The following is a 14,820-nucleotide window of genomic DNA, read 5'->3' on the forward strand; positions in this document are numbered from 1 at the left end:
ACGATGCCGCCAGTATCGTCGGCGAGACGGCGGCGCGCGGCGAGGCTCGGCCGGCCCGACTGATTGGTCCGGGACGAGTAGATGCTCTGTAGTAATAAAACAGGATAGAAAATATTATCATCCGGCATGCGATCGATCGAGGTACGCATGAGCACGACCGATGCCGTCACCGCCGAGGACGGGACCGCGGACCGCTGGGCGGCCGTACGCGACCTGCCGCCGAGCGCGAAGCTCGTCGCGAAGGTGTTAGACTACAACGACACGCTGACCCAGAGCGAGCTGGCCGAGGAGACGCTGCTTCCGCCCCGGACCGTCCGCTACGCGCTGTCGCGGCTCGAAGAGGAGGGCGTCGTCGACTCCCGGTTCTCCTTCACCGACGCGCGCAAGCGGCTGTACTCGCTGGGGATCTGAGGCGGGGTTCGGACCGCGCCGCGATCCGCAGGGTCGAGGAGGCGTCCGCGACGGTTTATCCCCGATGCCGCGCCAGTCGGCCCGTGGTCTCGACTACCGCCGTCAAGCGCGCCCTGGCCGCGCTCGCGACGCGCACCGACACCGCGAGGCGCCCGTACGTCGCCGTGATCGACGAGGCGGACGCCGCCCGCGCCGACCTCCGGCGGGCGGCCGGCTTCGTCGACGCCGTCGGCCTCGACCGGCTGGCGGAGGCGGTCGACGCCGCGGAGCGCAGGGGCGACGAGGCCGCCGCCGAGCGCGGGCGCGAGGCGCTAGCCGCGTACCGGGCGTTCCGACGCGCGGCGGACGGTTCCGGCGGGGACGGCGACGGGGGGCCCGAGCGGCGCGGCGACGGGCGCGACCACTTCCGCTCCGGCCCCGGAATCCCTAAGCCGGACACCGGCCAAGACGCGGACAGATGACACGGGTGATCCACACCGGCGACACCCACGTCGGGTACTCGCAGTACCACTCGCCGGTCCGACGCCAGGACTTCCTCGACGCGTTCGAGGCCGTGGTCGACGACGCGGTCGACGACGGCGTCGACGCCGTCGTCCACGCGGGCGACCTCTTCCACGACCGCCGGCCCGAGCTCGGCGACCTGATGGGGACCATCTCCGTCCTCCGCCGGCTCGACGACGCCGGGATCCCGTTCCTCGCGGTGGTCGGCAACCACGAGTCGACGCGAGGCGGCCAGTGGCTCGACCTCTTCGAGCGCCTCGGCCTCGCGACCCGGCTCGGCGACGAGCCGGTCGTCGTGGGCGACACCGCCTTCTACGGCCTCGACCACGTCCCCGTCTCGCGGCGCGACGACCTCGACTACGCGTTCGCCGGCCACGACGCCGAGTACGCCGCCCTGGTCGCGCACGGCCTCTTCGAGCCGTTCGGCTACGCCGACTGGGACACGGAGACCGTGCTGACCGAGAGCGACGTCGACTTCGACGCGATGCTCCTCGGCGACAACCACACCCCGGACACCGCGCGGGTCGCCGACACGTGGGTGACGTACCCGGGCTCGACCGAGCGCGCGAGCGCCAGCGAGCGCGAGGGGCGCGGCTACAACGTCGTCGTCTTCGACGCCGACGCGGCCGGCGGCGACGACCGGGTCGAGATCCGGCGCCGCGCGCTCGACACCCGCCCGTTCGTCTTCGTCTCCGTCGAACTGCGCGAGGGCGAGGGCGAGTCGCGGGTCCGCGAGCGCGTGCGGGAGCACGACCTCGCCGAGGCGGTCGTCCACGTCGAGGTCACCGGGGAGGGCGACCCGGTGACGCCCGCGGCCGTCGAGGAGTTCGCGACCGACGAGGGCGCGCTCATCGCCCGCGTCACGGACCGCCGCGAGGTCGACGCCGACGGCGAGGTGGACGTGAGCTTCGCCGACCCGGAGGACGCCGTCCGCGACCGCCTCGACGAGATGTCGCTGTCGACCGCCGCGCGCGACGTGGAAAGCGCGGTCCGCGAGGACACCGTCCCGGACGCGAACGTCCGCGAGACGGTGAAGCGGCGGGTCGAGGAGCGGCTCGACGGCGACGAGGACCTCGGTGCGTTCGAGGCCGTAGAGCCCGACGCCGAGACCGGCGATGACGACGGCGGCGAATCGGCTACCGAATCGGACGACGCCGGGGACGAGGAATTGGACGACGACGCACCGGACGGTGACGAACCGGACGGCGACGCACCGGACGGTGACGAATCGAACGGGGAGGAACCGGACGACGACGAACCCGAGCCGGACGAATCCGACGCCGACCCCGCCGAGGCGACGGATGCCGACGCGGCGTCGCCCGACGGCCAGGTCTCCATGGAGGACTACCTGTGAAGTTCGACCGCGTCCGCCTCGCGAACTTCAAGCCCTACGGCGACGCCGACCTGCGGCTGACCGAGGGGGTCACCGTCATCCACGGGCTCAACGGCAGCGGGAAGTCGTCGCTCCTGGAGGCCTGCTTCTTCGCGCTGTACGGCTCCAAGGCGCTCGACGGCACCCTCGACGACGTGATCACGAACGGCGAGGAGGAGACGGAGATCGAGCTGTGGTTCACCCACGACGGCGTCTCCTACCGGGTCGAGCGGCGGCTCAAGTCCTACGACGGTCGGATCGACCACCAGTGTACGCTCGAGTCGACCGACGGGAGCGACGTGACCCGCGACGGCGCCCGCGCGGTCCGCGAGTTCGTCACGGAGCTGCTGCGGATGGACGCCGAGGCCTTCGTCAACTGCGCGTACGTCCGGCAGGGCGAGGTGAACAAGCTGATCAACGCCACCCCGCGGGAGCGGCAGGACACGATCGACGACCTGCTCCAGCTCGGGAAGTTAGAGGAGTACCGCGAGCGCGCCGGCGACGCCAGGCTCGGCGTCGAGGACGTGCTGGAGAACCGGCGCGGGCGGCTCGACCAGCTCGACGAGCAGATCGCCGCGAAGGAGGACCGCGACCTCCACGCGCGGCTCAACGAGCTGGAGGGCGAACTGGGCGAGGTCACCGACGACATTAACCGGTACGAGACGCAGCGGGAGCAGGCGAAGGAGACGCGCGACGCGGCCGCCGAGACGCTGTCGACGCACGCGGAGAAGCGGGAGAAGCTGGAGGCGCTCGAGTCGGAGATCGACGAGATCGAGGCCGCGGTCCGCGAGGCCGAGCGCGAGCGCGACGACCACCGCGACGCGATCCGCGAGACGCGCGAGCGGATCGACGAGATCGAGTCGGAGATCGACGGGCGGCTCGACGACGCCGGCCTCGACGCGGCGACCGAGGAGGCGATCGCCGACCGCCGCGCGGCGCTCGACGAGCGGGAGGCGACGGTCCGCGAGGACCTCGACGGCGAGCGGGTGAACGCCGAGGGGCTCCGCAATCAGGCGACGAACCTCGCCGGCAAGGCCGACGACCGAACTGAGCGCGCCGCGGAGATCGAGGCCGAGGCCGACGACCTCGCCGACGAGGCCGAGGCGACGGCGGCGGAGGCCGACGAGGCCGAGTCGTCGGCCGCGGACCTCCGCGAGGAAGCCGAGGAGCTGCGCGAGCGGTTCGCGGCCGCGGACGCCGACGTCGACCGTGACGGCGTCGCCGAGGAGCGGGACGCGCTGCGCGACGAGCGCGGCGAGGTCCGCGAGCGGATCGCCGAGCTGTCGGCGGAGCTGAAGAACGCCCGCGAGCGCGTCGCGGAGGCCGAGGAGCTGCTCGCGGCCGGGAAGTGCCCCGAGTGCGGCCAGCCGGTCGAGGACTCGCCGCACGCCAGCGGGATCGACGAGGACCGGGAGCGCGTCGCGGAGCTGGAGACCGAGCTCGCGGACGCCCGCGACCGCGAGGCCGACCTCGACGACCGGATCGCGGAGCTCGACGGGCTCGCGAGCGCGGCCGATCGGCTCGACGAGATCGACGAGCGGGTCGAGACGCTCGAAGGGCGCGTCGAGGAGAAGCGCGAGGCGGCGGACCGGAAGCGGGAGACGGCCGAGGAGAAGCGCGAGCGCGCCGCCGAGCTCAGGGACGCGGCCGAGGAGACGCGCGAGGTCGCGGCCCAGAAGCGCGAGGAGGCGGAGGCGGCCGCGGCGCGCGTCGAGGAGCTCGAGTCCGAGCTCGCGGAGATCGACGACGCCCGCGAGGTGGTGACGGCGGTCGAGGAGCGCCTGTCCGCCGTCGCGGACGCGGAGGACGAGATCGAGCGCCGCCGCGAGAAGCGGGAGAACCTCGAAGAGGTGAACGACGAGCGGCGCGACCGGCTCGCCGACAAGCGCGAGCGGCGCGACGAGCTCGCGGACGCCGTCGACGAGGCCGCGGTCGAGACGGCGAGGGAACGGAAACAGGAGGCCGAGCGGTACCTCGAACGGGTCGGCGAGGAGCTCGACCGCCTCGGCGAGCGCCGCGAGGAGCTCCAGAACGCGATCGGCGGGGTGAAAGGCGAGCTCCGCGAGCTGGAGGAGCTCCGTGAGGAGCGCGAGGCGCTTGGCGATCGGGTGGCCGCGCTGGAGAGTCTCCACGAGGAGACGAGCGAGCTGGAGTCGATGTACGGCGACCTGCGCGCGGAGCTCCGCCAGCGCAACGTGGCCGAGCTGGAGCGCACCCTCAACGAGACGTTCGAGCTCGTCTACGGCAACGACGCCTACTCGCACATCGAGCTCGACGGCGAGTACGTCCTCACCGTCTACCAGAAGGACGGCGAGCCGCTCGACCCCGAGCAGCTCTCCGGCGGCGAGCGCGCCCTGTTCAACCTCTCGCTGCGCTGCGCCATCTACCGGCTGCTCTCGGAGGGGATCGAGGGGGCGGCGCCGACCCCGCCGCTCATCCTCGACGAGCCGACCGTCTTCCTCGACTCCGGCCACGTCTCCCGGCTCGTCCGACTCGTCGAGGAGATGCGCGGCTTCGGCGTGCGCCAGATCGTCATCGTGAGCCACGACGACGAGCTGGTGGGCGCGGCCGACGAGCTGGTCACCGTCGAGAAGGACCCGCGCTCGAACCGCTCGACCGTCCGGCGGGAGGACGCGGCGGACATCGAGGCGGCGTCGCTCGCCGACGACTGAGCCGAGGCCCGCGGTCCGGGCGGGTCGGCGCGCGGGTCACTCGTCGTCCGCCGACTCGCCGCGCAGCAGCGCCAGCGCCTCGACCGCGACCGAGGTCGCCTCGTAGCCGCGGCGGCCGGCGACCTCGGCCTCGTCGACCAGGCCGGCCGCGCGGAACTCGGAGAGCGCGCCGTGGAGGTCGGACTCGCACATGTCGGCCGCGTCGAGGAGGTCGATGGCGGCGATCGGCCCCTCGTCGACGACCACCGCGAGCAGGCCGAGCGACCGGTCGTCGCGGACCGCGCCGAGCGTCCGACGGACCGGTTCGGGCACGCCGGAGGCGGCGGTCGCGAGCGGCGACTCGCCGTCGACGACGCTGAGTTCCTCGTTGTCGACGTACCGCTCCGCGCCGGTCGCCGGGTCCCGCACGCGGCTCGACTCGGCGGAGCGCTTCACGAGGAGGTACGTCTCGCCGTCGCCGTCGCGGACCGTCTGCATGGTCGAAGGAGGGCGCTCGCCGGGTATTACGCTTCCGGGGGCGCCGCGTCGGGGTCGGGGTCACGGCCGTCCGCCCCGGACTCCGGATCGCCGTCGCCCTCCCCGTCGGCCTCGTCCCGCGACCGCTTCCACGACCGGTACGTCTGATAGGTGCGGACGCCGGCCAGGAGCCCGGCGACGAACAGGGCCGGACCGACCCGCGACCACCCCTCGAAGAACCACACCATCGGGCCGAGCGCGACGAGGAGGACGGCGGCGTTGGCGTAGATGACGGCGACGACGAACGCGCGGAGGGTGCCCTGGTCCACGTCGCTCGCGCCCTCGAAGTCGCCGCCGTCGTCGAACGACTTCACCGAGGGCGCCTGGGGGATGTCGGGCGTCATCTCCCGTTCGGCGTCGGAGCTCTCGCCGACGGAGATCTCGCCCTCGTCGTCCTCGTCGAGGCTGAACACGCCCGGCCGTACGCCGCGCCGGGGCAAAGGGGTTCCGTCCGGACGCGGCGCCGCGGCTACGGGGGACGAGATCAGCCCGGCGGCACCGAGGGCCGAACCCTCTCAGACCGCGTCGGCGAGCCGAACCGTTCGGCTCGCTTCGACCCACGCGAGGGGGTTCGTGGCGTCGAAAAGCACCACGTTCCCGTCGTCTTCGTACGCCTCCACCTCGGCGTCGACCGCGTCGGAGTCGTCCGGGCGAGCCACCTCGGATTCGGAGCGTGGGTCCGAAGACATGGACCGTGGTAAGTCATCACACATTATATGCCTTTCCGTGGCGGGATAGCTCGCCGCACCCGAAAGCCGAGTTTTTTAGCCGGGTGCCGCCGAAGGGCGGATATGACTCAGTCGGGGCTGTCGGACTTCTCGTCGACCGGGGACGCGGGCGACGGGACCGACGGCGACACGGACACGGAACGGGAGGAGCTGGCCGCCCAGGAGGCGGCCGTCGTCGCCGGCGGCGGCCGCGGGCACGTCAGCGACGTGGTCGACGTCGACGAGGCGAAGTTCCCGGAGTCGACCGGGACCGTCGAGCTGATGATCACCCAGATCGACTACGCCGTCGAGGGGTACGGGAGCGACGAGTACCCGGTCGTCCACGTGTTCGGTCGGCGGCCGGCCGAGAACGTCGACGGGGAGGCCGAAGGCGTCGACGGCGACCCGGACCACGACGTCGTCGAACACCTCCGCGTGCTGGGCGTCGAGCCGTACTTCTACGTGCCCACCGCCGACCTCGACCGCGACCCCGTCGAGGAGTACGACGTGGTGATCGGGACCCGCGAGGAGAGCCCGGACGGCGAGCCCTTCGAGAGCATCCGCGGCGAGCCGCTCACCCGGATCGTCACCCGGACGCCCCGCGACGTGGGGAACATCCGGGACGACTTCGAGACGAGCTTCGAGGCCGACATCCTGTTCCCGAACCGCTTCCTGATCGACAACGGGATCAACGGCGGGATCCGCGTCGAGGAGCGGCGCCTCGACGACGGGGAGGGGACGATACAGGTCCACGAGGGCCACCTCGAACCCGCCGAGGTCGACGCCGACCTCCGCGTGAACACCTTCGACATCGAAGTCGACGACCGGCGCGGCTTCCCCGAGGACGGCGAGGAGCCGATCATCTGTCTCACCAGCCACGACTCCTACGACGACGAGTACGTCGTCTGGCTGTACGACGCGCCCGAGGCCGACATCCCGCCGCCAGAGGACCTCCCCGACTACGAGGGGATCGTCGGCGGCGACGGGGAGCTCGACTTCCGGGTCCGCACCTTCGAGGAGGAGGCCGCGATGCTCGACGCGTTCGTCGAGTACATCGACGAGACGGACCCGGACCTCCTGACCGGCTGGAACTTCGAGGACTTCGACGCGCCGTACGTCCTCGACCGGCTGGAGGTGCTCGACGAGGGGAGCCAGTACGACCTCGACGTCGACCGGCTCTCCCGGATCGGCGAGGTGTGGCGCTCCGGGTGGGGCGGTCCGGACGTGAAGGGGCGGGTCGTCTTCGACCTGCTGTACGCCTACAAGCGCACGATGTTCACCGAGCTGGAGTCGTACCGGCTCGACGCGGTCGGCGAGCGCGAGCTCGGCGTCGGGAAGGAGCGCTACACGGGCGACATCGGCGACCTCTGGGAGCAGGACCCGGAGCGCTTACTGGAGTACAGCATCCGCGACGTGGAGCTGTGCGTCGAGATCGACCGGAAGCAGGACGTGATCGCCTTCTGGGACGAGGTGCGGACCTTCGTCGGCTGTAAGATCGAGGACGCGCCGACGCCCGGCGACACCGTCGACATGTACGTCCTCCACAAGGCGTTCGGGAAGTTCGCGCTCCCGACGAAGGGCCAACAGGAGTCGGAGGAGTTCGAGGGCGGCGCCGTCTTCGATCCGATCACCGGCGTCAAGGAGATGGTGACGGTCCAGGACCTGAAGAGCCTCTACCCGATGTGCATGGTGACGATCAACGCCGGCCCGGAGACGAAGGTGGACCCCGACGAGTACGACGGCGAGACGTACGTCGCGCCCAACGGGACCCACTTCCGGAAGGAGCCGGACGGCATCATGCGCGAGATGGTCGACGAGCTGCTCTCCGAGCGCGAGGAGAAGAAGGCGCTCCGGAACGACCACGACCCCGGCACCGAGCCGTACGAGCAGTACGACCGGCAGCAGGGCGCCGTCAAGGTCATCATGAACTCACTCTACGGCGTGACGGGCTGGGACCGGTTCCGCCTCTACGACAAGGAGGGCGCGGCGGCGGTCACGGCGACCGGCCGCGAGGTCATCGACTTCACGGAGGAGGCGGCGGAGGAGCTCGGTCACGATGTGGCGTACGGGGACAGTGTCACGGGCGACAGACCCGTAGTCGTGCGCGATCCCGAGGGGATTGTCCGAATCCTGCCGATCGCTGATCTCTTCGAGCGCTCGGATGCGACTGCGAGCGAGGATCTGATTATTGCCGCCGACGGAGGGCCTGTCGCTTCGGTGTCGGTCGAGAAGGAACGGGGTCGCGTGAACGGGTGGGAGGCGCTTTCGGTGACCGGAGACAGGGACCCAGAGTGGCAGCCGATCGAGCAGGTGATCCGACACGAGACCGACAAACCGGTCGTCAACCTCCAGCATAAGTTCGGTGAGTCCACGACGACCAGAGATCATTCGTACGTCGTCGAAGAGGACGGCGACCTCGTCGAAACGAAGCCAGAAGACGTCGAAGAACCGCTTCGGGTTCCCGGTCTTCCTGAGGTCGAAACAGTTGAGAAGATCGATGTTTACGACGTGTTAGAGGGGTACACGCGCGAGTACGGGGACGGTCGAAGCGTCGGCAGCGAGAACGCGGAGACGAAGGTCAAACGAGTCCACGCGAACGACGACTGGGTCTGGTTCGGTCACGAACACCACGACTCGATAGAGCGGAGCATCAAGGTACAGCGGCACATCGACTTAGATTCCGAAGACGGACGGGCGCTCGTGCGGTTGCTCGCCGCGTACGTCACCGAAGGGAGCTCCTCGACGATCGAAACGACCGACACCAGGTTCGGCGCGAGCATCGCTGAATCCAGAACAGGTTGGCTCGAAGGGCTTCAAGAGGATTACCAGCGTCTGTTCGACGGGGCGACAGCTAGTGTCATTGCGTCAGACACGTCCGGCGAACGGACCGTCAAGTACGGAACCGACAGCGGGGATCAGTCGGTAACGTACGACGACGGTACCCACAAGCTCCAGATGATGAACGAACTCTCGGCGGTGTTCTTCCGTGAGTTCGCCGGGCAAACGTCACGCGGGAAGCGTGTTCCTGGGTTCGTGTTCAGTCTCCCCGAGGATCTCCAACAGCTCTTCGTCGACGTACTCGTAGAGGGCGACGGCTCACGCGAATTCCCACGATACTCGCCCGAGTACTGCGAGCGAAACTTCGACTTCGAGACGACGAGCCGAGAACTCGCGGCGGGGCTCTCTACGCTTCTCACGCAACGCGGGGAGAAGCACTCGCTGAAGTACAGGGAGAGTAAGGGGAGCTACACGATTCGAACGTGTGATTACTACCGCAGCGGACAAGACCCGGTCGTTGAGGAAGTGGATCACGACGGGTACGTGTACGATCTCAGCGTCGCCGAGAACGAGAACTTCGTCGACGGCGTCGGCGGTGTCGTCCTCCATAACACTGATTCGGTTATGTTGTCCCTCGGCCACGAGGTGGACAAAGAGGAGGCGATAGAGACCTCCTTCGAGATAGAGGACCACATCAACGAGCGCTACGACGACTTCGCGCGCGAGGAGCTCAACGCCGACGAGCACCGCTTCCAGATCGAGTTCGAGAAGCTCTACCGGCGCTTCTTCCAGGCGGGCAAGAAGAAGCGGTACGCGGGCCACATCGTCTGGAAGGAGGGGAAAGACGTCGACGACATCGACATCACCGGCTTCGAGTACAAGCGCTCGGACATCGCCGGGATCACGAAGGAGGTCCAGCAGAACGTCATCGAGACCATCGTCACGGGCGACGACATCGACGACGACATGGAGGAGGTCAAGGAGTACCTCGTCGATGTCATCGCGCGGGTGCTCGACGGCGACGTGGACCTCGACGAGGTCGGGATCCCCGGCGGCATCGGCAAGAAGCTCGACGCCTACGACACGCCGACCGCGCAGGTCCGCGGCGCGAAGTACGCCAACCTCATGCTCGGGACGAACTTCGGCAGCGGGTCGAAGCCGAAGCGGCTCTACATCGAGAAGGTCCACCCGGACTTCTGGGCGCGGATGGAAGACGAGGAGGGGCTCGACCCCCAGCGGGACCACCTCTACGGGGAGTTCAAGCGCGACCCGGACGTGATCTGCTTCGAGTACGCCGACCAGGTCCCCGACGAGTTCGAGGTCGACTGGGAGAAGATGCTCGACAAGACCCTCAAGGGACCGATAGAGCGCGTGATAGAGGCGCTCGGCATGTCGTGGGAGGAGGTCAAGACGGGCCAAGAGCAGACGGGGCTCGGCTCGTTCATGTGACCGACGGCGAGGCGAAACGCCGGTCGTCGAAAGCACTTTTCGATCGGAAGAAAATTTCTTGGTGGATCTGCGATTTTTGAGGCGGAGATGCGTAACCGTTAACCCCCGCAACACCCACTGTTCGCACACGAGGCACGAGAACACAATGGCAACTCTCGAAATCAACGACCTTCGGGCACGAGTGGCCGAAGAGGGCGGTGAACGGATCCTTCGCGGCGTCGACCTGACCGTCGAGTCCGGGGACATCCACGCGCTGATGGGTCCCAACGGCTCGGGCAAGTCGACGCTGGCGAAGGTGATCGCCGGCCACCCGGCCTACGAGGTGACCGACGGGTCGATCTCCCTCCACCTCGACGAGGACGACGTCGCCGACGTCGACGCCGACCTCGACGACGAGGATTACCACTGGGAGCTCCTGGAGCTGGAGCCGAACGAGCGCGCCGCGCTCGGTATCTTCCTCGGCTTCCAGTACCCCGCTGAGATCGAGGGCGTCACCATGACGAACTTCCTCCGCCAGGCCCTCAACGCGAAGGCCGACGAGCGCGAGGAGCTGTTCGAGGACGAGGAGGAGTCGGCCGAGGCCGACGAGGACGACGACGAGGGGTACGAGACCTCCCCGATGGAGGGGCCCGCGGACGACGGCGAGATCGGCGTCGCCGAGTTCCAGGAGATCCTCTCCGAGAAGATGGAGCTGCTCGACATGGACGAGAAGTTCATGCAGCGGTACCTCAACGCCGGCTTCTCCGGCGGCGAGAAGAAGCAGAACGAAGTCCTCCAGGCCGCGATGCTGGAGCCGAGCGTCGCCGTGCTCGACGAGATCGACTCCGGGCTCGACATCGACCGCCTGAAGGACGTCTCGAAGGGGATCAACGCGCTCCGCGACGAGCAGGGCACGGGCATCCTCCAGATCACCCACTACCAGCGCATCCTCGACTACGTCGAGCCCGACCACGTCCACGTCATGCTCGACGGCGAAGTCGTCAAGAGCGGCGGCGCGGAGCTCGCCGAGAAGCTGGAGGACGAGGGGTACGACTGGGTCCGCGAGGACGCCTTCGAGGCGGCGTAACCGAATGCGGGCACGCGACACACGTAAACACGGGAATCCGTAACAATACACTATGAGTTCACAACAGGACGACCTCAAGGAGACAGACACCGAGGCCCGCTTCGAGTTCAAGAAGGAGGAGAAGTCCGCCTTCAAAAGCGAGAAGGGCCTCACCGAGGAGACGGTCCGCGTCATCTCGGAGGACAAGGACGAACCGGAGTGGATGTTGGAGCGCCGCCTGCGCGCGCTCGAGCAGTTCCAGGAGATGCCGATGCCGACCGACTGGCCCGGCCAGCCCGATCTCTCTGAGGTCGACGTCGAGGAGATCGTGCCGTACATCCGCCCGGACATCGACAAGCGCGGCGGCGCGGACAGCTGGGAGGACCTCCCCGAGGAGATCCAGGACACCTTCGACAAGCTGGGCATCCCGGAGGCCGAGAAGAACGCGCTCTCGGGCGTCGGCGCGCAGTACGAGTCCGAGATCGTCTACCAGAACATGCAGGAGCGGTGGGAGGAGAAGGGCGTCATCTTCTGTGACATGGACAAGGCCGTCCAGGAGCACGAGGAGATCGTCCGCGAGCACTTCATGACGAAGTGCGTCCCCCCGAGCGACAACAAGTTCGCCGCGCTTCACGGCGCCATCTGGTCCGGCGGCTCGTTCGTCTACGTCCCGGAGAACACCACCGTGGAGATGCCGGTCCAGGCGTACTTCCGGATGAACTCCGAGGGGATGGGCCAGTTCGAGCACACGCTCATCATCGCGGAGGAGGGCTCCGAGGTCCACTACATCGAGGGCTGTTCCGCCCCGAAGTACTCGGCGTTCAACCTCCACTCGGGCGGCGTGGAAGTGTTCGTCGGCGAGGACGCCCACGTCCAGTACTCGACCGTCCAGAACTGGTCGAAGAACACGTACAACCTGAACACGAAGCGCGCCATCGCCGAGAAGGGCGGGCGCATGGAGTGGATCTCCGGCTCGATGGGGTCGAAGGCGACGATGCTGTACCCGTCGACGATCCTGAAGGGCCGCGGCGCCTCCGACAACCACATCACCATCGCCTTCGCGGGCGAGGGGCAGGACATCGACACCGGCGCGAAGGTGTACCACAACGCGCCGAACACGAAGTCCACCGTCGAGTCCAAGTCGATCGCGAAGGACGGCGGCCGCACCAACTACCGCGGCCTCGTCCACATCGCGGACGGCGCGGAGAACTCCTCGACGGCCGTGGAGTGCGACGCGCTGATGTTCGACAACGAGTCGACCTCCGACACGATGCCGTACATGGAGATCAACGAGTCGAAGGTCGACGTCGCCCACGAGGCGACCGTCGGCAAGATCGGCGACGAGGACATCTTCTACCTCCAGTCGCGCGGTCTCGATGACGACGACGCCAAGCAGATGATCGTCTCGGGCTTCATCGAGCCGATCACGGAGGAGCTGCCGATCGAGTACGCCGTCGAGCTGAACCGGCTCGTCGAGCTGGAGATGGAGGGTTCGCTCGGATAACATGAGCACGCAAGCAATCGAGAGCCTCTCGGAGGAGACGGTACGACGCATCGCCGACGAACGCGACGAGCCCGAGTGGCTCCTGGAGACCCGGCTGAACGCGCTGGCCGCGCTGGAGACCGCGGAGCTGCCCGACGTCATCCAGACGCCGGGGCGCCGCTGGACCGACCTGGAGGCGCTGGACTTCGAGGCGCTCGTCGACCCGCTGAATCAGGCCGACGAGACCGAGCGGACCGCGGGCGACGACGAGGTCGTCGTCCTGCCGTTCACCGAGGCCCTCGCCGAGTACGGCGACGTGATCGAGGCGAACTTCGGCTCCGTCCTCGACCCCGAACACAACTACCTCACCGCGCTTTCGGTCGCGCTCTTCACCACCGGGACGTTCGTCTACGTCCCCGAGGGCGTCGACGTCGAGGACGTGACGGTGCGCGCGGAGATGAACTCCCGCTCGCTGTTCAGCCAGACGCTCGTCGTCGCCGAGGAGTCGTCGTCGGTGACGATCCTCGAGTCGATCGAGACCGGTGACGCCGAGGTCGACGACGACCGGTACTTCTCGAACCTCGTCGAGGTCGTCGCGGGCGAGAACGCGAACGTCCAGTTCGGCTCGCTCCAGAACCTCGACGCGGACGCGTACACCTACTCGCTGAAGCGCGGCGTGACGGACACCTACGCGACGATCGACTGGATCGAGAGCAACTTCGGCTCGAAGCTCACCCGGTCCGACATCGAGACCGACCTGAACGGCGACGGCTCCGAGAGCCAGATCGTCGGGACGTTCTTCGGCACGGACGACCAGCACTTCGACATCAACGCCCGCGTGTGGCACCAGGCCGAGCAGACGACCGCCGACCTGGTCACCCGCGGCGTGCTCGACGACGTCGCCCGCTCCGTCTACGAGGGCGTCCAGGACGTCGGCGAGGACGCGTGGAACACCTCCAGCTACCAGCGCGAGAACACGCTGATGCTGTCGGACGACGCCGAGGCGGACGCGTCGCCGAAGCTGATCATCCACAACCACGACACCGAGGCCTCCCACTCCGCGACGGTCGGGCAGGTCGACGCCGAGGACCTGTTCTACCTCGAGAGCCGCTCGATCGACTCGCGGACGGCCCGGAACATGCTCGTCGAGGGCTTCTTCGTGCCCGTCCTCGAGGAGATCGCGGTCGACGAGTTCCGCGACGACGTCGAGGAGCTCGTCTTCGAGCGCCTCCAGTAACGATCGGCGCTCGCGGCCCGCCCGCCGAACGGATTTTTTCGACGCCCCACGCCGACTGAGCGACCGGCGCGCGAGGGGAACCGCTTAAGACCGACGACGCCCGAGTCGGTGGTATGCGAACCCGCGTATCGCGCCGTCTCGGGTGGTCGCGGTGAGCGTGAGCCAGCGGGTCGCCTCCGACGACCAGCTCGCGCGACTGCTCCAGATCGGCATCGTGCTCGAGGAGGTCGTCGAAGCGCGAACGCACCGCCACTACCAGCAGCTGGACGCCGAGCTCGACGAGGAGGTGGAGACGCTGCTCGCGGACGCCGCCGAGGAGTCGGCCGACCACCGCGAGCGCTTGGAGGCGCTCATCGAGGGGCTCGGCGTCGACAGCGTCCCGTTCGGCGAGATCGAGTCGCTGGTCGACGCCCGCTACGGGCGGACGCGACCAGAGGACTTCGACGACGTGCTGTACGACCAGCTGTGTAACGAGGAGACGGCGTACAAGTTCTACGACGACCTCATCGAGGCGATCGAGGACTCCGACGCGGCGTTCTCGATCGACCGCGATGAGCTGATCGCGACCCTGACGGCGATCCGCGACGAGGAGGCCGAGGGAGTGCGCGAGGTCACGGAGGTCATGGAGCGCCGATGAACCGGGCAGACG

The 14,820-nt window shown here is 68.4% G+C and carries 12 protein-coding genes; 9 read left to right on the forward strand and 3 right to left on the reverse strand.

Translation table 11 applies throughout. The features are described from left to right. The first annotated feature begins 147 nt into the window (after nucleotides 1-147). The 4 genes from EXE44_RS13370 (at nucleotide 148) to rad50 (ending at nucleotide 4,956) form a co-directional block, all read left to right on the forward strand. Entirely contained in the window at nucleotides 148-411 is a 264-nt protein-coding gene (locus tag EXE44_RS13370) for a helix-turn-helix domain-containing protein (protein WP_053772407.1), read from the forward strand. An 83-nt stretch (nucleotides 412-494) separates the two neighbouring features. Then, nucleotides 495-872 carry a hypothetical protein gene (locus EXE44_RS13375; RefSeq protein WP_137717565.1) on the forward strand — a complete coding sequence of 126 codons (378 nt, stop codon included), beginning with the start codon at nucleotides 495-497 and terminating at the stop codon, nucleotides 870-872. After that, complete coding sequence (gene mre11, locus EXE44_RS13380) at nucleotides 869-2,266, forward strand: DNA double-strand break repair protein Mre11 (protein ID WP_137717566.1); 1,398 nt, start codon at nucleotides 869-871, stop codon at nucleotides 2,264-2,266. The genes EXE44_RS13375 and mre11 overlap by 4 nt, the downstream gene beginning before the upstream one ends. Beyond that, nucleotides 2,263-4,956: a DNA double-strand break repair ATPase Rad50 gene (rad50, locus tag EXE44_RS13385; protein ID WP_137717567.1), complete on the forward strand. Its 2,694-nt coding sequence runs from the start codon at nucleotides 2,263-2,265 to the stop codon at nucleotides 4,954-4,956. The genes mre11 and rad50 overlap by 4 nt, the downstream gene beginning before the upstream one ends. 36 nt (nucleotides 4,957-4,992) lie before the next feature. Here rad50 and EXE44_RS13390 read toward each other — a convergent pair whose 3' ends face one another. The 3 genes from EXE44_RS13390 to EXE44_RS20805 all read right to left on the reverse strand — a co-directional run bounded on the left by EXE44_RS13390 (nucleotide 4,993) and on the right by EXE44_RS20805 (nucleotide 6,161). After that, complete coding sequence (locus EXE44_RS13390; protein ID WP_137717568.1) at nucleotides 4,993-5,433, reverse strand: hypothetical protein; 441 nt, start codon at nucleotides 5,431-5,433, stop codon at nucleotides 4,993-4,995. A gap of 26 nt (nucleotides 5,434-5,459) precedes the next feature. Beyond that, the gene (locus tag EXE44_RS13395) at nucleotides 5,460-5,885 is read right to left on the reverse strand and encodes a hypothetical protein (protein ID WP_137717569.1); all 426 of its coding nucleotides are present in this window, start codon (nucleotides 5,883-5,885) and stop codon (nucleotides 5,460-5,462) included. A 102-nt stretch (nucleotides 5,886-5,987) separates the two neighbouring features. Then, nucleotides 5,988-6,161, reverse strand: coding sequence for a hypothetical protein (locus EXE44_RS20805; protein WP_199240815.1), 174 nt, complete (start codon nucleotides 6,159-6,161; stop codon nucleotides 5,988-5,990). A 102-nt stretch (nucleotides 6,162-6,263) separates the two neighbouring features. Between EXE44_RS20805 and EXE44_RS13400 the strand changes: the two genes are divergently transcribed. The 5 genes from EXE44_RS13400 to EXE44_RS13420 all read left to right on the forward strand — a co-directional run bounded on the left by EXE44_RS13400 (nucleotide 6,264) and on the right by EXE44_RS13420 (nucleotide 14,808). Continuing rightward, nucleotides 6,264-10,406 carry a DNA polymerase domain-containing protein gene (locus tag EXE44_RS13400; protein WP_137717570.1) on the forward strand — a complete coding sequence of 1,381 codons (4,143 nt, stop codon included), beginning with the start codon at nucleotides 6,264-6,266 and terminating at the stop codon, nucleotides 10,404-10,406. A gap of 145 nt (nucleotides 10,407-10,551) precedes the next feature. Further along, nucleotides 10,552-11,472 (forward strand): ABC transporter ATP-binding protein, encoded by a 921-nt coding sequence (locus EXE44_RS13405; RefSeq protein WP_137717571.1) that lies wholly within the window; start codon nucleotides 10,552-10,554, stop codon nucleotides 11,470-11,472. 52 nt (nucleotides 11,473-11,524) lie between these two features. Then, a complete protein-coding gene (gene sufB / locus EXE44_RS13410) occupies nucleotides 11,525-12,955 on the forward strand; it encodes a Fe-S cluster assembly protein SufB (RefSeq protein ID WP_121595284.1) in 1,431 nt (476 codons plus the stop codon). A gap of 1 nt (nucleotide 12,956) precedes the next feature. After that, nucleotides 12,957-14,171 (forward strand): Fe-S cluster assembly protein SufD, encoded by a 1,215-nt coding sequence (gene sufD, locus EXE44_RS13415; protein WP_137717572.1) that lies wholly within the window; start codon nucleotides 12,957-12,959, stop codon nucleotides 14,169-14,171. A 151-nt stretch (nucleotides 14,172-14,322) separates the two neighbouring features. After that, complete coding sequence (locus EXE44_RS13420; protein ID WP_137717573.1) at nucleotides 14,323-14,808, forward strand: ferritin family protein; 486 nt, start codon at nucleotides 14,323-14,325, stop codon at nucleotides 14,806-14,808. Nucleotides 14,809-14,820 lie beyond the last annotated feature (12 nt).

It is taken from the genome of Halorubrum sp. SS7, from assembly GCF_005435055.1.
Lineage (GTDB): Archaea > Halobacteriota > Halobacteria > Halobacteriales > Haloferacaceae > Halorubrum > Halorubrum salinarum.

Bases quoted from the DNA above. Each gene is read 5' to 3' on its own strand.
- EXE44_RS13370 (WP_053772407.1), top strand. From the start codon at position 148: ATGAGCACGACCGATGCCGTCACCGCCGAGGACGGGACCGCGGACCGC.
- mre11 (WP_137717566.1), top strand. From the start codon at position 869: ATGACACGGGTGATCCACACCGGCGACACCCACGTCGGGTACTCGCAG.
- EXE44_RS13390 (WP_137717568.1), bottom strand. From the start codon at position 5,433: ATGCAGACGGTCCGCGACGGCGACGGCGAGACGTACCTCCTCGTGAAG.
- EXE44_RS20805 (WP_199240815.1), bottom strand. From the start codon at position 6,161: ATGTCTTCGGACCCACGCTCCGAATCCGAGGTGGCTCGCCCGGACGAC.
- EXE44_RS13400 (WP_137717570.1), top strand. From the start codon at position 6,264: ATGACTCAGTCGGGGCTGTCGGACTTCTCGTCGACCGGGGACGCGGGC.
- EXE44_RS13405 (WP_137717571.1), top strand. From the start codon at position 10,552: ATGGCAACTCTCGAAATCAACGACCTTCGGGCACGAGTGGCCGAAGAG.
- sufB (WP_121595284.1), top strand. From the start codon at position 11,525: ATGAGTTCACAACAGGACGACCTCAAGGAGACAGACACCGAGGCCCGC.
- sufD (WP_137717572.1), top strand. From the start codon at position 12,957: ATGAGCACGCAAGCAATCGAGAGCCTCTCGGAGGAGACGGTACGACGC.